Annotated in this window: 17 protein-coding genes and 3 pseudogenes; 10 read left to right on the top strand and 10 right to left on the bottom strand. The window is 67.7% G+C overall.

What is annotated here, in order from left to right; all coding sequences use genetic code 11:
* Nucleotides 1–5: 5 nt before the first annotated feature.
* A complete protein-coding gene (locus EV657_RS17380) occupies nt 6–845 on the bottom strand; it encodes a universal stress protein (protein ID WP_134079090.1) in 840 nt (279 codons plus the stop codon).
* A 212-nt stretch (nt 846–1,057) separates the two neighbouring features.
* Here EV657_RS17380 and ccoN point away from each other — a divergent pair, with 212 nt between their 5' ends.
* The 8 genes from ccoN to ccoS all read left to right on the top strand — a co-directional run bounded on the left by ccoN (nt 1,058) and on the right by ccoS (nt 9,105).
* Complete coding sequence (gene ccoN / locus EV657_RS17375; RefSeq protein WP_113669207.1) at nt 1,058–2,659, top strand: cytochrome-c oxidase, cbb3-type subunit I; 1,602 nt, start codon at nt 1,058–1,060, stop codon at nt 2,657–2,659.
* 11 nt (nt 2,660–2,670) lie between these two features.
* Entirely contained in the window at nt 2,671–3,399 is a 729-nt protein-coding gene (gene ccoO / locus EV657_RS17370) for a cytochrome-c oxidase, cbb3-type subunit II (protein WP_134079088.1), read from the top strand.
* Nucleotides 3,400–3,409: 10 nt separating this feature from the next.
* The gene (locus tag EV657_RS17365) at nt 3,410–3,616 is read left to right on the top strand and encodes a cbb3-type cytochrome c oxidase subunit 3 (protein WP_075787059.1); all 207 of its coding nucleotides are present in this window, start codon (nt 3,410–3,412) and stop codon (nt 3,614–3,616) included.
* On the top strand, nt 3,613–4,500 hold the full coding sequence (gene ccoP / locus EV657_RS17360) for a cytochrome-c oxidase, cbb3-type subunit III (RefSeq protein WP_134079086.1): 888 nt from the start codon (nt 3,613–3,615) through the stop codon (nt 4,498–4,500). Before EV657_RS17365 ends, ccoP begins: the two co-directional genes overlap by 4 nt.
* A 351-nt stretch (nt 4,501–4,851) precedes the next feature.
* The gene (gene ccoG, locus EV657_RS17355; protein ID WP_075787057.1) at nt 4,852–6,285 is read left to right on the top strand and encodes a cytochrome c oxidase accessory protein CcoG; all 1,434 of its coding nucleotides are present in this window, start codon (nt 4,852–4,854) and stop codon (nt 6,283–6,285) included.
* Nucleotides 6,285–6,746, top strand: coding sequence for a FixH family protein (locus EV657_RS17350; protein WP_134079084.1), 462 nt, complete (start codon nt 6,285–6,287; stop codon nt 6,744–6,746). The genes ccoG and EV657_RS17350 overlap by 1 nt, the downstream gene beginning before the upstream one ends.
* A gap of 3 nt (nt 6,747–6,749) precedes the next feature.
* Nucleotides 6,750–8,939 carry a heavy metal translocating P-type ATPase gene (locus EV657_RS17345; RefSeq protein WP_134079082.1) on the top strand — a complete coding sequence of 730 codons (2,190 nt, stop codon included), beginning with the start codon at nt 6,750–6,752 and terminating at the stop codon, nt 8,937–8,939.
* A gap of 7 nt (nt 8,940–8,946) precedes the next feature.
* Entirely contained in the window at nt 8,947–9,105 is a 159-nt protein-coding gene (ccoS, locus tag EV657_RS17340) for a cbb3-type cytochrome oxidase assembly protein CcoS (RefSeq protein WP_075787054.1), read from the top strand.
* Between the two features lie 10 nt (nt 9,106–9,115).
* Here ccoS and EV657_RS17335 read toward each other — a convergent pair whose 3' ends face one another.
* The 6 genes from EV657_RS17335 to EV657_RS17310 all read right to left on the bottom strand — a co-directional run bounded on the left by EV657_RS17335 (nt 9,116) and on the right by EV657_RS17310 (nt 14,405).
* Entirely contained in the window at nt 9,116–9,826 is a 711-nt protein-coding gene (locus EV657_RS17335; RefSeq protein WP_166673731.1) for a glycosyltransferase family 25 protein, read from the bottom strand.
* Nucleotides 9,827–9,903: 77 nt separating this feature from the next.
* On the bottom strand, nt 9,904–10,437 hold the full coding sequence (gene rfbC, locus EV657_RS17330; protein ID WP_134079078.1) for a dTDP-4-dehydrorhamnose 3,5-epimerase: 534 nt from the start codon (nt 10,435–10,437) through the stop codon (nt 9,904–9,906).
* Nucleotides 10,434–11,663 carry a class I SAM-dependent methyltransferase gene (locus EV657_RS17325; protein WP_134079076.1) on the bottom strand — a complete coding sequence of 410 codons (1,230 nt, stop codon included), beginning with the start codon at nt 11,661–11,663 and terminating at the stop codon, nt 10,434–10,436. The genes rfbC and EV657_RS17325 overlap by 4 nt, the downstream gene beginning before the upstream one ends.
* Nucleotides 11,660–12,712, bottom strand: coding sequence for a CDP-glucose 4,6-dehydratase (rfbG, locus tag EV657_RS17320; protein WP_208323299.1), 1,053 nt, complete (start codon nt 12,710–12,712; stop codon nt 11,660–11,662). Before rfbG ends, EV657_RS17325 begins: the two co-directional genes overlap by 4 nt.
* Nucleotides 12,709–13,479 carry a glucose-1-phosphate cytidylyltransferase gene (gene rfbF, locus EV657_RS17315; RefSeq protein WP_075787049.1) on the bottom strand — a complete coding sequence of 257 codons (771 nt, stop codon included), beginning with the start codon at nt 13,477–13,479 and terminating at the stop codon, nt 12,709–12,711. The genes rfbG and rfbF overlap by 4 nt, the downstream gene beginning before the upstream one ends.
* A gap of 236 nt (nt 13,480–13,715) precedes the next feature.
* A complete protein-coding gene (locus EV657_RS17310; protein ID WP_134079073.1) occupies nt 13,716–14,405 on the bottom strand; it encodes a hypothetical protein in 690 nt (229 codons plus the stop codon).
* A gap of 369 nt (nt 14,406–14,774) precedes the next feature.
* Between EV657_RS17310 and EV657_RS17305 the strand changes: the two genes are divergently transcribed.
* A complete protein-coding gene (locus EV657_RS17305) occupies nt 14,775–15,914 on the top strand; it encodes a DegT/DnrJ/EryC1/StrS family aminotransferase (RefSeq protein ID WP_134079071.1) in 1,140 nt (379 codons plus the stop codon).
* Between the two features lie 752 nt (nt 15,915–16,666).
* Here the strand turns inward: EV657_RS17305 and EV657_RS21945 are convergent.
* Nucleotides 16,667–16,883, bottom strand: a pseudogene (locus EV657_RS21945) (IS481 family transposase); the annotation flags it as partial.
* 322 nt (nt 16,884–17,205) lie between these two features.
* On the opposite strand from EV657_RS21945, the pseudogene EV657_RS22620 reads away from it, so the two are divergent.
* A pseudogene (locus EV657_RS22620) lies at nt 17,206–17,796 on the top strand (ATP-binding protein); the annotation flags it as partial.
* A gap of 69 nt (nt 17,797–17,865) precedes the next feature.
* On the opposite strand, the pseudogene EV657_RS17290 reads toward EV657_RS22620, so the two are convergent.
* Nucleotides 17,866–18,285, bottom strand: a pseudogene (locus EV657_RS17290) (VOC family protein); the annotation flags it as partial.
* A gap of 171 nt (nt 18,286–18,456) precedes the next feature.
* Nucleotides 18,457–20,778, bottom strand: a complete 2,322-nt coding sequence (locus tag EV657_RS17285) for a multicopper oxidase family protein (protein WP_134079070.1) — start codon at nt 20,776–20,778, stop codon at nt 18,457–18,459.
* Nucleotides 20,779–20,940 lie beyond the last annotated feature (162 nt).

The following is a 20,940-nucleotide window of genomic DNA, read 5'->3' as shown; positions in this document are numbered from 1 at the left end:
GCGCGTCAATGCGCCATCAGGACCGGGACCGTGGTCTTTTCAAGCATGCTGCGGGTCGCGCCGCCGAGGATTGCCTCGCGGAAGCGCGAATGGCCATAGGCCCCCATGATCATCATGTCGGCGCCGATATCCATCGCATGGCGCTGCAGCACGTCCGAGACCCGCGGCGTGGTCTTGGCCAGCACCGAGATTTCGGTCTTGACGCCATGGCGCGACAGCATCTGCGACAGCGCGCCGCCGGGGTCCGACCGGTCGGGGCCGTGCTTCGGCGGATCGACCACCGCGATATTGACCACTTCGGCGGCCTGCATCAGCGGCATCGCCTCTTTCAGCGCGGCCATGGCCTCGTCGCTCTGGTTCCAGGCGATGACGATCTTGCGCCCGATATGGGCGGTGTCGGCCCCGGCCGGCACCACCAGAAGCGGCGCATGCCCGTCGAACAGAACCGCCTCGGTCGCCGCCTCGTCCTCGATCCCGCGACCCTCTCCATAGGGGCGGGGCATGATCACCAGATCCGAGAACCGCGCCCGCTGTGCCACCAGATGGCTGAGCCCGGCGATCTGCGCCACCGCGGCCTCGCTGCTCCAGGCGAGAGTTTCACGGCCCATGCGGGCCTTGACGGCACTCTCGATGGCGGCGGCATCTTCCTGGGCCTTGTGCAGGGTCTCCTGCTGGATGAAGGCGTTGGTGCCCGCGTAGTAATACCCGGTCTGGGTGCGGTCCACGCCGAGGCAGAGGATGTCCAGATGCCCCTCCTCGCGGGCGGCGAGGGCGATCGCAGGTTCGAGCGCCGAGTCGGAGATATCCGTGTCGGTGATGATGGTCAGGATGGTCTTGTAGCCCACCGCTATACTCCTTCGCGTCGTTGGTGACGTTGCGCAGACCATAAATGACCGCAATGTTCCAAGGCTTTGACCAAGATCAAGCTTGAATTGGACAAGCTAAAGAGAGATTGACTTGGATCAATGCATATCTGTGCATACCATAGAATACGTCACGGCATCGTGAGGGAGTCGGCCGAAGGCGGTTCGGTCGGTGAAAGACGAAGGGACTATCAATGTGGGACTACGTTAAGATCGCCGTCCTGGGCGTGATTGCGGTGTTCGCCGCAGTCGCCGCGTTCATGGCACGCGACATGGCATACATGGTGCACGCGGTGATCATCCTGCTGGTCGCGGGCGGTCTTGCCGCCTGGACGGTGCGGGGTCTCGGCGCGCCGAAACCGGTGATCGACAAGACCGGCTACATGGACGATGTCATCCGGGCGGGTGTCATCGCGACCTGCTTCTGGGGGGTGGTCGGCTTTGCCGCCGGCACGTTCATCGCCAGCCAGCTGGCCTTTCCCGGCCTGAACTTCGAATGGGCCAGCGGGTACATGAACTTCGGCCGGCTGCGTCCGCTGCACACCTCTGCCGTGATCTTCGCCTTTGGCGGCAACGCCCTGATCGCGACGTCTTTCTACGTGGTCCAGCGCACCAGCGCGGCCCGGCTCTGGGGAGGGGACCTGGCCTGGTTCGTGTTCTGGGGCTATCAGCTCTTCATCGTGCTGGCGGCGACCGGCTACCTGCTGGGCGCGACGCAGTCCAAGGAATATGCCGAGCCCGAATGGTATGTCGACATCTGGCTGACGATCCTCTGGGTGACCTACCTGGCGATCTTCCTGGGCACGATCTTCAAGCGCAAGGAACCCCATATCTACGTCGCCAACTGGTTCTATCTCAGCTTCATCGTCACCGTGGCGATGCTGCACCTGATCAACAACCTCAGCCTGCCGATCTCGATCTGGGGCTCGAAGTCGGTTCAGGTCTTCTCGGGCGTGCAGGACGCCATGACCCAGTGGTGGTACGGCCATAACGCGGTGGGCTTCTTCCTGACCGCGGGCTTCCTTGGGATGATGTACTACTTCGTGCCGAAACAGGCCGAACGCCCGGTCTACAGCTACAAGCTCAGCATCATCCACTTCTGGGCGCTGATCTTCCTTTACATCTGGGCGGGTCCGCACCACCTGCACTACACCGCGCTGCCCGACTGGGCCGGCACGCTGGGCATGGTCTTCTCGGTCATGCTGTGGATGCCCTCCTGGGGCGGCATGATCAACGGCCTGATGACGCTGTCGGGCGCTTGGGACAAGATCCGCACCGACCCGGTCATCCGGATGATGGTCGTGGCCGTCGGCTTCTACGGCATGTCGACCTTCGAAGGTCCGATGATGTCGATCCGCGCGGTCAACTCGCTGTCGCACTACACCGACTGGACCATCGGCCACGTCCATTCCGGCGCCCTTGGCTGGAACGGCATGATCACCTTCGGCGCGCTCTACTTCCTGGCGCCGCGGCTGTGGAGCCGCGAGCGGCTCTATTCGACCGCGCTCGTCTCCTGGCACTTCTGGCTCGCCACCATCGGGATCGTGCTTTACGCCGCCTCGATGTGGGTCACCGGGATCATGGAAGGCCTGATGTGGCGCGAAGTCGATGCGCAAGGGTTCCTGGTGAACTCCTTCGCCGACACCGTCGCGGCCAAGCACCCGATGTATATCGTCCGCGCGCTTGGCGGGGGCATGTACGTCACCGGTGCCCTGATCATGTGCTACAACATCTGGAAGACCGCGACCTCCGCGCCCGCCAAGCAGGCGACGCCGGTTGCGGCCCCGGCTGAATAAGGACGGAAGCCATGTCCATTCTCGAAAAACACAAGATCCTTGAGAAGAACGCATCGCTTCTGCTGGTGTTCAGCTTCCTCGTGGTGACCATCGGCGGTCTGGTCGAGATCGCCCCGCTGTTCTACCTTCAGAACACCATCGAGAAGGTCGAGGGCATGCGCCCCTATTCGCCGATGGAGCTGGAGGGGCGCGACATCTACGTGCGCGAGGGCTGCTATGTCTGCCACAGCCAGATGATCCGCCCGATGCGCGACGAGTTGGAACGCTACGGTCATTACAGCCTGGCGGCCGAGTCGATGTACGACCACCCGTTCCAGTGGGGGTCCAAGCGGACCGGGCCCGACCTGGCGCGGGTCGGCGGGCGCTATTCCGACGCCTGGCATGTCCACCACCTGCGCGATCCGCAATCGGTGGTGCCGGAATCGGTGATGCCCAAATACGCGTTCCTGGAACGGCGCATGGTCGACCCGGAACACATGGCCGACAAGATGCGCACCCATGTCGCGGTGGGCGTACCCTATACCGACGAGATGATCGAGAACGCGGTCGCGGATTTCAACGCCCAGATCGACCCCTATGCCGATGGCGTGGACGGTCTTCTGGAACGCTATCCGGGGGCGCAGGTGCGCAATTTCGACGGCAATGAGGGCATCTCGGAAATGGATGCGCTGATCGCCTATCTGCAGATGCTGGGCACGCTGGTCGACTTCTCGACCTTCGAGCCGGATGCGAGCCGCTGAGGACGGGGTCATGGATACCTATTCCGTCATGCGCGAGTTCGCCGACAGCTGGATGTTGCTGGCACTCACGGTGTTCTTCGTCGGCGTGATCGTCTGGGCCCTGCGCCCGGGCAGCGCCAAGGAACACCGCGACACGGCCAACATCCCGTTCCGGCATGAAGACAAACCTGCAGGCACCGAGGACGGTGCGACGTGCCGAAAGGAGGCGCGGACATGAGTTCGAGCGATCACAACACCAAGCCCGGCGAAGTCGGCACCACCGGTCACAGCTGGGACGGCATCGAAGAGCTGAACAATCCCTTGCCGCGCTGGTGGCTCTGGACCTTCTACGGCTGTATCGCCTTCGCCTTCATCTACTCGATCCTCTATCCGGCCTGGCCGCTGGTGACCGGGGCGACCCCGGGGCTTCTGGGCTATTCGACCCGGCACGCGGTAGAGGTCGAGATCAAGGACTACGAGGACCGCAATGCCGAGCTTATTGCCCGGGTGGCGGCGGCGCCGATGGAGGACCCGGCGGCGATCGAGGCGGATCCCGCGCTTTACAACTACGCGGTTCAGGGCGGCGGCGCGGTGTTCCGCACTTATTGCGCCCAGTGCCACGGGTCGGGCGCGGCCGGCGTGCAGGGGCAGGGCTATCCCAGCCTGCTGGACGACGACTGGCTCTGGGGCGGCAAGCTCGAGGACATCTACTACACCGTGACCAACGGCGTGCGGAACGAGGACAACCCCGACGCGCGCTGGTCGCAGATGCCCTCCTTCGGCACCGACGGGCTTCTGTCCGGCGAGGAGATCGGCCAGGTGGTCCAGTACGTCCGGAAAATCTCCGGGCAGGAACATGATGCCGCATTGGCAAGTCAGGGCGAAACGGTGTTCCTTGATAACTGTGCTGCATGCCATGGCGAGGACGGCCGCGGCGACCGCACCGTAGGCGCGCCCAATCTGACGGACGCGATCTGGCTTTACGGTGGGGACGTCGCGACGCTGACCGAGACTGTGACGAAGGCGCGCTTCGGGGTCATGCCGACCTGGCAGGACCGTCTCAGCGAGGCGGAGCGCAAGTCGGTCGCGGTCTATGTCCACCAGTTGGGTGGCGGCGAATGATCAAACGACTTCCGGGGGCCAATGGCCCCCGGTCGATGGCACCGGCCCCCATCCTGTTCGCGCGTTTCCACGGGGGCCGGTGTCTATCCTCGCCCAAAACCTCCCCCATCGTCCAGCGCGCAATCTAAGAGAGCACTGTGCGTCCGCGCGCAGAATTAGAGTTTTTCCAGTTCTCATCCCCCAGCCTGTGCGATTCGCCGTCAAAGACTCCGCAATCCGCCTCAGAAGTGAACGCCTCGTCGCTTTCCTTGTGAGGACGCAGGTTCTAGCTATCGAAGAACGAGGGCCCACGTCGCGACGCGACCGAAACGGCACGCCGGACCCGGCCCGCAGCCCGAACGGAGTGAGCGTGTGAGCTCGACTGATCAGAATCCCGACCGTCTTTATTCCGCCCGCGAGCCGATCTTTCCCCGGCGCGTGTCGGGCAAGTTCCGCAGCCTGAAATGGTGGTTGCTGGCGATCTGCCTCGGCATTTACTACCTTCTGCCCTGGTTGCGCTGGGACCGCGGGCCGAACCTGCCCGATCAGGCGGTGCTGATCGACCTCGCCAACCGGCGCTTCTTCTTCTTCTGGATCGAGATCTGGCCGCACGAATTCTACTTCGTCGCCGGGCTCCTGATCATGGCCGGGCTGGGGCTTTTCCTCTTCACCTCGGCGCTGGGCCGGGTCTGGTGTGGCTATTTCTGCCCGCAAACGGTCTGGACCGATCTCTTCATCCTGGTCGAGCGTTGGGTCGAGGGCGACCGCAACAAGCGCGTGCGTCTGTGGACTGCCCGCTGGGACGCCACCAAATGGCGGCTCCGGCTGACCAAATGGGGCCTCTGGCTCGCGATCGCGGTGGCGACGGGCGGCGCCTGGGTCTTCTATTTCGCCGATGCGCCGACCCTTCTGTGGAACCTGATCACCTTCCAGGCCCATGCGGTGGCCTATTCCACGATCCTGGTGCTGACGCTGACCACCTTCATTCTGGGCGGCTTCATGCGCGAACAGGTCTGCGTCTACATGTGCCCCTGGCCGCGCATCCAGGCCGCGATGATGGACGAGGACACCATCACCATCGGCTACCGCGAATGGCGGGGCGAACCGCGCGGCAAGCACCGCAAGGCCGAGGGCGCCGAGCGGCTGGGCGACTGCATCGACTGCTACGCCTGCGTCAATGTCTGCCCGATGGGCATCGACATCCGCGACGGCCAGCAGCTGGCCTGCATCACCTGCGGGCTGTGCATCGACGCCTGCGACGAGGTGATGGACAAGGTTGGCAAGCCGCGCGGTCTGGTCGACTACATGGCGCTGTCGGACGAGGCGCGGGAACGCGCCGGCAACCGGCCGAAATCGATCTGGAAGCATGTCTTCCGGGTCCGCACCATCCTCTACACGGCGCTCTGGTCGGCCGTCGGCATCGGCCTTCTGGTGGCGCTGTTCGTGCGGTCCGACATCGACATGACGGTCGCGCCGGTCCGCAACCCGATCTTCGTCACCATGTCGGACGGCTCGATCCGCAACACCTATGACGTGCGGGTGCGCAATATGCATGGCGACGAACGGGCGTTCCGCCTGACCGTGACCCCGGACGAGGCCTATGCCATTTCGGTCGAGGGCTCGGACGACGGGACCTTCACGGTGCCGCCCGATGCAACGCTGCTCAAGCGGGTCTATATCGTGGCGCCCGCGGGCAGCGCGCCGGCCAATGCGACGACGACCGATGTGCGGATCTGGCTCGAAGACGCCGCGGCCGCAGAGCGGACCTATGACGACACGGTCTTCAACGGAAAGGGGATGAAGTGATGGGCAGGGAACTGACGGGCCGGAAGGTGCTGATCTTCACTGTGTCCGCCTTTGCCGTGGTGGTGGGCGTCAACCTGACGCTGGCCTATCAGGCGGTGCACACCTTCCCGGGTCTCGAAGTCGCCAATTCCTATGTCGCCAGCCAGGAGTTCAACGCCAATCTGCACGAACAGCAGGCGCTGGGCTGGACCACCAGCCTCGACTATGACGAGGCCGAACGGGTGCTGGCGCTGCGTTTCGAGGGGGCGGACGGACAGCCGGTCGAGGTGCGCGATCTCGACGTTCTGGTCGGCCGCGCGACCAGCGTGCGCGACGACAAGAGACCGGCGATGCTTTACTACAACGGCACCTTCTCGTCGCCGCTCGATCTGGGGCCGGGCTTCTGGACGATCCGCGTGACGGCCGCGGCCGAGGACGGCACGCCGTTCCGGCAGCGGCTGCAACTTCACGTGGACGGCTGACCCATGGGCGCCGAGATGCAGATGCGTCCGGCGGCCTGCCCGGCCTGCGCCGTCGCGCCCTCGGCCGAGGCGCTGGCCGATGCCGAGGCCCCCAAGGACGCGCGGCTGTTCCTGTCCCTGCCGACGATCCATTGCGCGGCCTGCATTTCGGCGGTCGAACGGGCGCTGAACGGGACCGAGGGGGTGCGCAACGCCCGGGTCAACCTGACGCTGAAGCGCGTCGCCGTCGAGGCCGAACCCGCCGTCACCGCCGACCGGCTGGTCGGGGTGCTCGAGGCCATCGGCTACGAGGCGCATGAACTCGACCCCGGGGTGATCGCGGCCACCGCGACCGACAAGGCGGGGCGCGATATCCTGATGCGGATCGCCGTCTCGGGCTTTGCGATGATGAACGTGATGCTCCTGTCGGTGGCGGTGTGGTCGGGCGCGGCGGATGCCACGCGCGACCTCTTTCACTGGGTCTCGGCGATGATCGCGCTGCCAACCATCGTCTTCGCCGCCCAGCCTTTCTTCCGGAACGCCTTTGCGGTCTTGCGGCACGGGCGGCTCAACATGGACGTGCCGATTTCGCTGGCCATCGCGCTGGCCGCGGGCATGTCGCTCTATGAAACCGCCCGGCACGGGCCGCATGCCTATTTCGACGCGGCGCTGTCGCTGACCTTCTTCCTGCTGGCGGGCCGCTATCTCGATCACCGCACCCGCGCCGTGGCGCGCTCGGCCGCCGAGGAACTGGCCGCGCTCGAGGTGCCGCGCGCGCAGCGCCGGACCGCCTCGGGCGAAGAGACGGTGCCGATTGCCGAGATCGCGGTCGGCGACGTGGTGCTGGTGCGCCCCGGCGCCCGGGTGCCGGTCGACGGGATCGTGGCCGAGGGCCAGTCGGAAATCGACCGCTCGCTGCTGACCGGCGAGAGCCTGCCCGCCTTTGCCGGACCGGGCATGGCGCTGAGCGCGGGCGAGGTGAACCTGACCGGGCCGCTGGCCATGACCGTGACCGCGGCCGGGCAGGACAGCTCGCTGCACCGCATGGCCGATCTGGTCGCCATCGCCGAAAGCTCGAAGAACCGCTATACCTCGCTCGCCGACCGGGCCGCGCGCATCTACGCGCCCGGCGTGCATCTGCTGGCGCTGGCGGCGTTCCTGGCCTGGCTCTGGATTTCCGGCGGCGATATCCGGCTGGCGCTGAACATCGCGGTCGCCGTGCTGATCATCACCTGCCCCTGTGCGCTGGGGCTGGCCGTGCCCGCCGTCACCACCGCCGCGTCGGGGCGGCTTTTCCGGCGCGGGCTTTTGATCAAGGACGGCACCGCGCTCGAACGTCTGGCCGAGGTCGATGCCGTCGTCTTCGACAAGACCGGCACGCTGACGCTCGGCGCGCCCGAGCCGACCAATCTGGGCGATCATCCGCGCCGCGATCTGGAAATCGCGCTGGCGCTGGCCGAGGGGTCGGCCCATCCGCTGGCCCGCGCGCTGGCCGAGGCGGGGCGCAAGGCCGGGCTGCATCCGGCCCGGGTGAGCGACATCCGCGAGGTGCCGGGCTACGGGATCGAGGGCGCCTTCGGCGGCGAGCGCGTGCGTTTTGGCCGGGCCGCCTGGGTCGGGGCGCAGTCCGGGGCCGAAACCGCCTCCTGGCTGCAGGTCGGCGCGCGGGCGCCGGTGGGCTTCACCTTTGCCGACCGGCTGCGCCCGGGCGCCGAAGCGGCCGTGGCGGGGCTCGTGGCGCTGGGGCTGTCGGTGCGGCTGGTGTCGGGCGACGCGCCCGGTCCGGTGGCGGATCTGGCCGCCCGGCTCGGGATCGCCGACTGGCAGGCCGAGGCGCTGCCCGAGGACAAGGCCGCAACCGTGCAGGCGCTCAGCCGCGACGGACGGCGCGTGCTGATGGTGGGTGACGGGCTCAACGACACCGCCGCGCTGGCCGCGGCGCATGTCTCGATCTCGCCCGCCAGCGCGCTGGACGCGGCGCGGGTGGCGTCTGATATCGTGCTGCTGGGCAAGGACCTGTCGACGCTGTCGGGGGCCGTGACGACGGCGCGCAAGGCCACCCGGCGCATCCGCGAAAACTTTGCGATCTCGGCGCTTTACAACCTGATCGCGGTGCCGATCGCGCTGGTCGGGCTGGCGACGCCGCTGGCGGCCGCGCTGGCGATGTCGGCCTCGTCGATCACCGTGTCGCTGAACGCGCTGAGGGTGAGGTAGGGGCCCCATGCAGATCATCGCCTACCTCATCCCGATTTCGCTGTTCCTCGGAGGTCTGGGGCTTGGCGCCTTCTTCTGGGCGCTGCGCGCGCATCAGTTCGAGGACCCCGAGGGCGACGCCCGGCGGATCCTGAACGAGGACTGGGACGACCGCCCCAAGCCCTGACGCGGGGCCGCTAGCTGACCCGCCGCGTCGTCAGCTTCAGCAGCTTGCGCCGGTAATACTCCGCCCGCAGATACCGGCCCAGCCGCAGGCCCCGCCTGTTAGTCCGGCCTGCGGCCAGCAGCGACTGGCCGGGGTCCGCGATCCGGTCGGGATGGCCGACCAGCTGCGGCACGACGACCAGGGCGCCCAGCGTCGCGATGTCCATCGGCCAGTCGGCCTTGCGCACCACCGGCGTCTGTGCCGCCAGAAGCGCCTTTGCCGCGGCGCGGTCCAGACTGTAGGCCACCGCCCCGTTCGCGGGCAGCGCCAGCCGGAACAGCAGATGGTCCCCAAGCGCGGGCACGCCCGGCTTGCGCAGGACGCGGGCGCCCGAATGGTAATACAGGATCATCGGATGCCTAAGGTGCCCGCCCGCGCCCAGGAACGCGGCGAAGGCGGGCGAGGGGATCGCATCGTCCTCCAGGATCACCGCATGGCTGTCCTCGCCGGCCAGAAACGTCTCATAGGCCTTGCGGTGGCTGAGCGCGCAGGCCTTTTCCCCGTCGCTCATGTCGCGCTCCATCGCGGCGCGGATCCGGGCCGCCGGCGCGACCGGCGTCAGGGCATCGCGGCGCGCATCGACCGCGTCGACGAAGCGGAAGGCCAGCCCGAGGGCATCCATGGCGGCGGTGACGGCCTGCCTCCGCGCGTGCGAGCGGTCAAGCGAGATGACGAGGATCATGTGCCCCCCGGACGGGTGTTTCTGTGCGGTTCGGGACGCCATAGCACGGGCGCAAACGGCAGGCGAGCGGCCTTGCGTCAGGTCCGTTCTGCCAGACCCGGCCAGGTCCTGTCGGCCTCGGACATCATCTCGGGCGGCGCGGGCCAGGCGATGGCCAGATCCGGGTCGTCCCAGCGGATGCCCCGGGCCTGCCCGGGCACATGGGCCGCGCCCATGTGGTACAGAACGACCGCCCCGGGCGTCAGCGTCAGAAACCCGTGCGCCAGACCTTCGGGCAGGAACAGCGCGTTGGCGCGCTCGGCCGACAGCTCGACCGCCTGCCAGCGGCCGTAGCCGGGGCCGGGGCGCAAATCGACCGCGACATCCCAGATCCGCCCGGCCACGCAGCGCACCAGCTTGGCCTCGGCATAAGGCGGGTCCTGATAATGCAGCCCGCGCAGGGTGTGCCGCGCGGTGTTGGTCGACAGGTTCGCCTGCACCGGATCGAAGTCGATCCCCGCCGCGCGGAACGTGTCGCGGCACCAGGCGCGCGCGAAGCTGCCGCGCGCATCGGCATGAACCGGGCTTTCGACCAGATAAAGGCCGGGAAGATCGCCCTCGGTCAGCCTCACCGGACGATCAGCTCCGGCACCGCGGTCACGAAGCGCCCGCCCCAGTCGCGGATCGCGGCCTGCTGGCCCATCACTTCCTCGGCGATGTTCCAGGGCAGGATGACGAGGTAATCGGGCCTCTGCCGGGCGATTTCCTCGGGCGCCAGGACCGGGATGTGGCTGCCCGGCAGCAGGCGGTCCTGCTTTTGCGGGTTGCGGTCGACGACGAAGGCGATGTCGTCGGGACCGATCCCCGCCACGTTCAGGAAGGTGTTGCCCTTGGCCGCCGCGCCATAGCCCGCGACCGTCTTGCCCTCGGCCCGGGCGCTGGCGACGAAGGCGCGGAAATCGGCGACGACCCGCGCGACCCTGGCGGCAAGGCCCGCATAGCCCTCGGGCCGGTCGAGTTGCAGCGCCGCCTCTTCGGCCCTCAGGGCCGCGACCGCCTCGGTCTCGGCATGGGCGCCCGGATGGCCCACGAACACCCGAAGCGAGCCGCCATGGGTCGTCAGCCGCTCGATATCGAAGACCGAAAGCCCGACCTCGCGCATCAGCCGCTCGACGAAGGTCAGGGACAGATAGGAATAATGTTCGTGATAGATCGTGTCGAACTGGACCTGGTCGATCAGCCGGGCCAGATGCGGAAATTCGAAGGTCGCGACGCCCTCGGGCTTCAGCAGCACCCGGAACCCGGCGGCAAAGCTGCGGATGTCGGGCACATGGGCCAGCACGTTGTTGGCCGCCATCAGATCGGCGGCAAAGCCCTCGTCGCGCAGCGCCGCCGCCGCCGTTTCGTCGAAGAACATGACCCGGGTCGGCACGCCGATGCTTTCGGCCACCTCGGCGGCATGGCCCGCGGGCTCGACCCCCAGCACCGGCACGCCCATGGCGACGAAGTGCTGCAGCAGATAGCCGTCATTCGAGGCGATCTCGACCACGCGCGACCCGGCCCCCAGGCCGAAGCGGTCGGCCATCGCCTCGGCATAGCGGCGGGCATGGGCGACCCAGCCGGCCGAATAGGACGAGAGATAAGCATAGTCATGGGCGAAGATCGCGTCGGCAGGCACCGTCTCGGTCGTCTGGGCCAGCCAGCAGGTCGTGCAGACCATCACATGCAGCGGAAAGCGGCGTTCCGCGGCGATGGCCTCGGGGCTGTCGGGCAGGAAGCTGTTGGCCAGCGGCGTCTCGCCCAGATCGACGAGGGTCTGCTCCAGCGGGGCCTGGCAAAAGCGGCAATGGCGGGTCACGGCGTCCTGTCCTGATACTGGTCGATCTGCTGGTCGGTCAGGCGGGCCGCATCCTCGCCCGCCAGAAAGCCCGCATACCAGCGGGCGGTAAGGTCGAGCGTCTCGGCGCCCGACAGCCGGGGCCGCCAGCCCAGCGTGCGTGCGGCAAGCCCGGCATCGATGGCAAGATGCGCCATCTCGTGCGGGCCGCGTTCGGCCGGGGTGCCAAGCGTGGGGGGGCGCCCGAGTGCCGCATAAAGCCCCTCGGCAAGCTCCGCGACGGTCACGGCAGGCGTGCCGGGGACGGGGCCGAAATTCAGCGCCTCGGGCAGGGCGCGGCCCTCGGCCAGCGCCTGCACGAAGGTCAGATACCCGTCCAGACAGTCCAGCACATGCTGCCAGGGCCGGGTGGCGCCGGGATTGCGGATCTCGGGCGGGGTATCGGCCATCAGCGCGCGCACGATGTCGGGCACCAGCCGGTCGGCCGAGAAATCGCCGCCGCCGATCACGTTGCCGCCCCGCGCGGTCGCCAGCGGAATACCGGCCTCGGCGAAGAAGGCGCGGCGGAACGAGGCGACCGCGATCTCGGTTGCGGCCTTCGAGGCGGAATAGGGGTCATGGCCGCCCAGCCGGTCGGTCTCGGCAAAGGCGCGGCCGGACGTGTCGTTCTCGTAGACCTTGTCCGATGTGACCACCAGCACGGCCCGCAGGGCGGCCTCGCGGCGCAGCGCGTCCAGCAGATGCACCGTGCCCATCACGTTGCTGCCGAAGGTCAGCACCGGGTCGGCATAGGACCGCCGCACCAGCGGCTGCGCGGCCAGATGCAGCACGATCTCGGGCCGCGCCGCGCGCACCAGTTCCGCGGTCCGCCCGGCATCGCGCAGATCCGCCATATGCGAGGCCGCAAGGTGGTCCTGTCCGAGACTGTCGTAAAGCGCAGGGCCCGGTTCGGGCGGCAGCGAAATCCCGGTGACCTCGGCCCCGCGGCGCGCCAGCCAGCGGCCCGCCCAGGCGCCCTTGAACCCGGTATGCCCGGTCAGCAGCACCCGTTTGCCGGCCCAGAAGCTCACGCCCAGATCTTCCAGGGCGCGGTACCCGAGGCCCAGAGGCTTTCCAGGTAGTTGCGGTCGCGCAGCGTGTCCATCGCGTGCCAGAAGCCGGGATGGCGCCAGGCCATCAACTGGCCGTCGCGGGCAAGCCCTTCCAGCGGCGCTCCCTCGAACGGGGTCGGGTCGCCCTCGATCCGGTCAAGCACGCTCCGGTTCAGCACGAAGAAACCCCCGTTGATCCGGCCCTCGTCGCCCGGCGGTTTCTCGGTAAAGCGCCGGACCTCGGCCTCGGCGGTCATCTCGAGCGCGCCATAACGTCCCGGGGGGATCGCCGCGGCGACCGTCGCCTCGCGCCCGTGGCGGATGTGGAACTCGATCTCGGCGCGGATGTCGATATCGGCCAGCCCGTCGCCATAGGTCATGCAGAACTGCTCGCCCAGATAGGGGCGGACCCGCCTGAGCCGCCCGCCGGTCATCGAGTCGGCGCCGGTATCGACAAGGGTCACCCGCCAGGGTTCGGCGACCGAGTTGTGATAGGTGATCTCGCCGGTTCGGGTATCGACGGTCATATCCGAGGAATGCAGCACGAGATTGGCGAAATATTCCTTGATCATGTAGCCGCGATAGCCGCAGCAGATCACGAAATCGGTGATGCCATGGGCGGCGTAGATCTTGAGGATGTGCCACAGGATCGGGCGGCCGCCGATCTCGATCATGGGTTTCGGCCGCAGATGGCTTTCCTCCGAGATCCGTGTCCCGAATCCGCCGGCCAGAATGACTGCCTGCATGCCGCTGCCGCGCCCCCGTCGCCGTTCATTGCCTCGGCCCTCGCCGTATCCTATCAAGGCGTGGCGCGCAATTCCGAAGCCCCCGCGCCGCGCCAGGCGGCCTGTCGAAAAGTGACCCCGCGATGTCCACACCCTCCGGCGCTTCTGCCGATTCCGCTCGCCAGCCCGGCATCGGCCTTCCGGCCGTTGTCACCGGCTTGATGGGGCGAGCCGAAATCGGCCAGGTCGAAAGCGCGTCAGGCTTGGCTATGGGCAATGAGCCGCGAAACCAGTGCTTGATCGGAAAGCACCTGAGACATTGTCAGATCTTTGTAGCTCTGCGGGTGCCACGAATTTTGTAGCATGACTACCCCGTCGCGACAAATGCGCACAACGTCATCAACTGGAATTCCGGGATCGAACCAAAGGTCTTTATACCCCTTAAATTTCGGATTCTGTTCCAAAAGCTTGGATGTCGGGTATGCTCCGCTCGCGTGGGCGCTTCTTAATTCCAGGTAATCCGAAAAACTGCCATCGCGTAGCAGGTCATCAAGGATGCCGTTGCCAAGGTAATGCCACGGGACTTTCGCGGGTTTGCCGCTAAGGCGTTTGCGAAGCCACCACTTCAGTCTCATGGAGCGAGTATTGTGCCGCCCGATTCTTCGGCTTGCTTCTTCAAGCCATCTTAAAAGGATAGGGTTTTCTTTCGTGCCGGTGCAGAGGAAGCTGGTTGAGTGATTTCCAAGGTGTTTTGCGTTTCCGTATATCGTCAATTTTTTGGGGTCGTATCTTTTTATGTCGAACCCGCTAAGCAATATCGTATCGGCATCGAGAAACAAGCCGGGCTGCTCGATGAGGACGGCCACGGCGGCGATGTCGGACTGCAGGGGGTACGAGAATTTTGCGACATCAGCTGCCTTGATCCTTCCCCCGGAAAGGTCACTCAAGTTCGACTGATCAACTCGTTGGATGCTGCTGTTCGGACATGCCCGTCGCCAGGTTTGGAGGCAGAGTTCCAGATATGCCGGCATTGCGCATTGGGGGGGGGACTCCCAATAATAGAATATATTCACTTGCTTCCTCTCGTTTCAGTGTGCCCGTTTTCCCCTTCGGCCGAACGTGCCCACATTTGGGGCGAATGGGAAGAGGCTCAGGCCAGCGGGCTTTTGACGCGGGTAGCTGGCCTATTGTGCGGCGCAGGGCGCCAGCGCCCCTCTCGTTGAACCCGACGCGAACCTTCCGTTGTGAGGTGTCGCGCTTTCGGATATTCGATTCGACGCGGCTCTCAAACGTCTTTCCGCGACGAGGAAACCCCCATGACGACCGAAGATCTGCCCCGCATCCCCGTCGCTGCCCCCTCGATCACCGCGCGCGAAGGCGATCTGGCGCGAGAGGCGGCGCTGAATGCCTGGGGGCCCGGGCATTACGCCTACAATGCGCGGTTCGAGGCGATGATGGCCGGCCATGTCGGCGTCGCTCATGCCGCCAGCCTGCCGCACGCGACCTCGGGGTTGCATCTGGCTCTGGCCGCGGCCGGGATCGGGCCGGGCGACGAGGTGATCGGCCCCGACGTGACCTGGATCGCCTCGATGGCGCCGGTCAGCTATGTCGGCGCGACGCCGGTCTTCGTGGACATCCTGCCCGATACCTGGTGCCTCGACCCTGCCGCCGTCGAGGCCGCGATCACGCCGCGCACCCGGGCGATCATCGGGGTCGATCTGTACGGGTCGATGTGCGACTGGACGCGGCTGCGCGATATCGCCGACCGCCACGATCTGGTGCTGATCGAGGACGCGGCCGAGGCGCTGGGCTCGACCTTTCAGGGCCGGGCGGCGGGTGCCTTCGGCGACATGGCGGTGTTCTCGTTCCATGGCTCGAAAACCATCACCACCGGCGAGGGCGGCATGATCGTGACCGACGATGCCGCGCTGTTCGCCCGCATCCAGAAACTGCGCGACCATGGCCGCCCGCCGGGGGACCGGTTCTTCCAGAACGACGAGGTCGCGTTCAAATACAAGATGAGCGGGGTTCAGGCCGCGCTTGGCATCGCCCAGATGGAGCGGCTGGACGATCTGATCGCGCAGAAGCGGCAGATCTTTCAGTGGTATGCCGAACGGCTGGCCGGTCTCGAGGGGATCGCGCTCAATGCCGAACCGCAATCGGTGCGCAATTCCTACTGGATGGTGACGGTCGTGCCCCGGAACCCGGAGGGTCCCGACAAGTTCGCGATACAGGCGGCCCTGTCCGAGCAGGCCATCGACAGCCGCCCGTTCTTTTCGCGGCTGACGACGCTGCAGGCCTATCGCGGCCGCACGGAATGCGCGCGGTTCCTGCCGGGCCGTCCCCGCGGCGATCTGATGGCCCGCAACGGCGTGAACCTGCCCTCGGGCTACAACATGACCGAAGCCCTGGTGGACCGGGTGTCGGGCGCGCTGACGCGGATCCTCGGCCTTTAGCGGCTCGGGCGCGTCCGGCCCGACGGGTCCGCGGCGCCCCGCGTCTGCCTGAAACTCGCTCGGGCGGTCCAGGTCAAAGGCGAATGCCCGCTCCTGGGCCGGTTCTGCCCGCGCGGGAAAAGGGGAAGGCAGTCCCGAGGTTTTCCGGCCCGATGCCCGGGGCGGCGGTCTCCGGGAAGAGGCGATGGCCGGGTCGAAAACCGTTCTCGCGCCCCCCGAGGTGCCGGGGTCCGATCCCGCTCCCCTGGGCGCACCGGTTTGCGAAATCCAAGAAACCGCGCTGCGGCCCGAAGCCTCTGGGCGGATGGCCGATGCCCGGAACCGCGCCATGGCCCGGCCGGGACCGCTGGCCGCGCCGGGTCTCGACCCCGGGGCGGCGCCGTGGGGATCCGGAAAACCGCCCTCCGGACCGCGACTCGTCCGGCAGCCGCAGCCGTCGCTCTCCTTTGCCCGGCCGACGTCAGCGTTAATCTGCGGGCTTCATGGGGCGTGTGCACCGCTTACGAGTGGCATCGCGGTCTCTGGTCAGGCCGGACATGACGCTTGCGGGCAGGTGCGGGCGGGGCGCAAAGCCGCGTCTGCCCGGCGGCGCGTGCGGCCGCCCCGTCGGCGAACAGCATCTTGTCTGCGGGCCGCAGGCGGGCCCGACGCTCGGCTTCGTCCAGGGTCGAGACGTCTTCCAGCGGCCGGGCGGCGCTCCGGCGCGCCCGACGGCGTCTTCGGCCCGAACCTGCCTGCGCGGCCGGGCCTCATCGCTGCAGGCAGCGCTGCAGTGCCGAGCGTGTCAGATGCGGGATGGACGGCTGCAGGGCACGGAGGCCGTCGTCCAGCGGCAGCAGCGTGCGGCGCCGAAACGCGACGATGGCCGCCTCCTCGGCCTCGGTGAGGACCGTCGAACGTGGGCTTCTTAGGGCCGGTCTTGCGATCATCGACCGTCTGCCATTTGCGCCGCTTCGCAACCGTCTCGGGGGTCGTCGGGAAAACGATTCACCGGATCGTTTTCCGATCCTCTCCACTCCGGGCGCGCCGGAATTCCGCAAGATCGCCGACGCGGTCAACCGCCTCGCGCAGCAGTTCACGGCCAGCACCGGGGCGCGGCGGGTCCTGACCCGCCGCCTGATCGAGGTCGAGGGTGTCGGGCGCAGGTTGCTGGCGCGCGACCTGCATGGCGAATTCGGCCAGATGCTGACAGGGACGGCGGCGCTGGCCGCCTCCATCGGCCTGGCCGCGCCGCCCGGACACCCGGCGCTGACCCGCGACGCCGAGGCCATCGGCGCCAGCATCCGGGCCCATGACGACCTGCCTGCGCGGCGCCTTCGCCCGGCTCCGGCCGCCCGATCTGGACGAGGTCGGGCTGGCGGCCGGCCTGCGCGGCATGCTCTCGGGCTGGCAGGCGCAAAGCGGCGCCCGGCCGCGGCTGGACAGCACGCTGGACGAGGACGGCCTGAGCGGCGCCGTGGCGCTCGATCTCTTCCGGATCGTGCAGGAATGCGTCACCAATGCCATGCGCCACGGCATGCCCTCCCGGGTCGATGTCGTCCTGCATGCCGAGGGGCGCGATATCGTCCTGACCGTCGAGGAAGGCTGCGGCGGGATCGACGGGCGCGCCCGGCCATGGCCTGATCGGCATGGCGGAACGCACCGGGGCGATGGGCGGCAGGCTCCGGCTGGAAGAGGGGGCCCGCGGGGGGCGCATCCGCGTGCGCGTGCCGATGGCGCGGGGGCGCTCTGCGGCATGAAGTCTTACGGCGTCATCATCCCCGACGACCCCCCGGTCCTGCGCGAGGGCTACCGCCGCCTGATCGACCTGCAACCGGGCCTGACGGTCGCCGGAGAGGCCGAGGACGCGCGCACCGCCTGTGCCCGTTTCCGCGCCTTGCGCCCCGATGTCGTGGTGATGGACGTGACCCTGCCTGGCGCCAGCGGGATCGAGGCGACGCGCCTGGACCTCGATCGTGACCGACCGCGCGCTGCGTTTCGCCTCGCCCTGATAGACGGCTTCGATGTTTTTGCCATCGGGGTCCAGCACGAAAGCGGCATAATGTTCCGGGTGACAGGCCCGCAGGCCCGGCGCGCCGTTGTCGCGGCCGCCATGGGCCAGTGCCGCGCCGTAAAACGCATCGACCGTCGCGCGATCCTTCGCCTGAAAGGCCAGGTGATGCCGCCCGGTCAGGGCGCCCGCGGCTGTCGGACTGTCGGCCGCGGACACGACAAGCTCGTCGGCCACGAAATACCCTTGGTCGGTGCCCATCACCGAGATCTCCAGCACGGCCATGACCGCCCTGTAGAAGCCCTCGCTTGCCGCGAGATCCCGGACCACAAGCTGAATGTGGTCGATCAGCCGTCCTCGGTGGAGCCGGGTCTGTTCCATCGTCCTGCCTTCCATCCTGCAAAGCGAGCCTCCCTCCTTCTCATGCTCGCGGGCCAAGGCAAGGCCCCGGACGTGGATCCGTGCCCGAATTTCGGCCGCAGGGGTGCGCGCCCGTCCGGCCACAGGCTTCGAGGCGATGGCCGCTCATGGCCCGCCGCGCGCCGTCGTGCGTCAGTGCATCGCGTGTTCCGTCATCGGGCGGTCGAAGCCGCCCCTGCCGTCGGGAATGGCGATCCGGACGTTCTGCATCATGCCCTCGTCCTCGTGGTCGAGAATGTGACAGTGCAGGACGAAATCGCCGATATAGCGCTCGTAGCGGGTGCGCAGTTTCACCAGATGGCCGGGCAGGATGAACAGCGTGTCCTTCCACGCGCCCTTGAGCCCCGCATATTGCGGCTCGTCGCTGTCCGGCCCGCTGACATCGACATAGGTGGCCGGATCGTTCGGGTCGATCTCGCAATGCCGCGCGCCCGCTGCCCCCGTCGGGCAACCGGCATCGGGCTGGTATTTCAGCACCTCGGCGATCTGGAACGGATTGACATGGATGTGGAACGGATGCCCGCCGCCCCCGAACGAGGTCAGCGTCCATTCCTCGACGCCCCCCAGAGGCAGGATGCGGTCGAACCGCGTGGCTTCGTAGGACGCGGCCCCGACCAGCGCGAAGGGCGCGCCGTTGTCGACATGGGTGGGCGCGATCCGGCCGATCATGAAGGCGAAGGGCGGTCCCTGGATGGTAAAGCCCACGGTCTGCTGCCCCGACACCTCTTGATCGGCGATGTCGCGATGCTTGACGAAGGCGTCAAGCCGGCCCTCGGCCAGCTCCGCAAGGATCGCCTCGCGCGCCGCCGGGTCCTCGATCCGGGCCTCGACCGACCGTTGCAGCATCGCCATCACCTGATCCACCCCGCCATCGCCCGCCAGAGGCGCATCGGCGGGTGCCACGTCCAGAAAGCCCAGAAGCGCGGTGTCGTTGTCGTTGAGGTTGATGTCGGACCCGGGCGCCGTGGCCGCGTCGACGATGCAATAGGTGCCCGCCGAGGGGAAACTGACCAGAACGTCCTCGCGATAGGCGGGCTGCAGCAAAAGCTCGGGGCCGGTCCGGATATCCGGCCGGGTCAGACCGTCGGTCGCCACCCGCACCAGATCCAGCGGCGCGCCGGAACAGACCTGCGCGACGGTCCCGGCCATGGCGTCCCGGCTCTTGCCCCCGGTGCCCTCGGCCAGCCGTGCCCGCAGGTCCTCGGCGGTGCCGCCCTCGACCTTGCGGATCTCGAGCCCGATGGTCTCGCGCACGCCGCCATGGATCAGCCGCCAGCGTTCGACCCGTCCGGCCACGGCGCCCTGCTGCTGTTTCTGGATCTCGCCATTGATCGCGGTGTGGCGGCCCGAGCGCGGCCAGCTGCCGAAACCGACCTGATCGAAGGCGTTGCCGGGGCCGGGTTCGACCATGCCGACGTCGCCCTCGTCGCAGAACCAGCCATCCGCATCGGCCTTGATCGCGCCCACCGCCGGCAGATCGGCGGCGGGCGTGCCCCCGGCGGCCAGCGCATCGACCTCGGCGCGGGTCCAGCGGCAGGCATAGGCGATCTGCTGGAACAGGAAGGTGCGTTCGGGGAAGCGGACCCCGGCCGTTCCGTCATAGGCACCGGCCAGGCCTTCGGGACGGGGCAGGATCACGTCCAGATCGCCCGGCGCGGCCCAACCCGTGGCCCCCAGCCGGGGCTGGCGGTCGCCGCGGATCAGCAGGATACCCGCCATGCCGCTCGACACCTGCGGCGCGGTCGAGCCGTGCCGGTGCGCGTGATACCAGAAGGTGCCGGCCGGATGGTCGTTGGGGATGTTGTATTCATAGGTGAACCGGATGCCGGGATTGACGGTCAGCAACACGTTGTCGCTGTTGCCTTGCGGGCTGACCCAAAGCCCGTGGGTATGCATGTTGGTCAGGTTGAAATTGGCGCAGCTGGGCTCGTTGTGATCCTCGGGCGCGCCGGTACAGCGCAGCGGGTTGCCGTTCGCGTCCTCGCCGGGCAGAACCATGTCCTGCGGGCGCGGCAGCGCGTTCTCGAAGGTCAGCCGGAAGGTGTCGCCCGGCGCGATCTCGACCACCGGCGCGACATAGGCGTTCGGCTGGGCGACCGGGGCGCCGGTCTCGTCCAGCACCAGCCCGGCATAGGCGCGCAGCCGCACATCGTCATAGCCGCGCGGATCGGTTTCGGCAAAGGCCGGGTTGCGCAGCCGCCCGTCGACATAGCGCAGCGCCAGATTGTAGCAGACATCGGCGCCGGCGCAGCGATCCCCGGCATCGGAGGGGGCGGCACTTTCCAGCGCCGCGCGGGCCCCGGCCCCCTCCGCCTCCGGGCGCAGCATGGCCGCGCGGGGCGGCGGTTCGGCAATGTCCTGCGCCCGGCCGGGGTCGGCCCAGAGGCTGCAGGCAAAGGCGGCAAGAAGGGTCGCGGTCGGCAGGCGCGAGACGATGAACCGGTCTCCGGACATGAAATATTCCCCCGTCGAGTGAGTGCTGAAAATTCCCGGACCTATTCCAGAAGCCTCTCACGGGGGCCGATTCCCTTCAAGGGAAAGGCCTTACGTAACGTCAAACGCCGGAAGCGATCTTCCGTCGGGGACCTTTGTCTGTCCTTGGGGGATGGCGCCTTC

Origin of the sequence: Rhodovulum visakhapatnamense, from assembly GCF_004365965.1 — a bacterium.
Taxonomy (GTDB): domain Bacteria; phylum Pseudomonadota; class Alphaproteobacteria; order Rhodobacterales; family Rhodobacteraceae; genus Rhodovulum; species Rhodovulum visakhapatnamense.
This window is presented reverse-complemented; position numbering and strand designations above follow the sequence as displayed.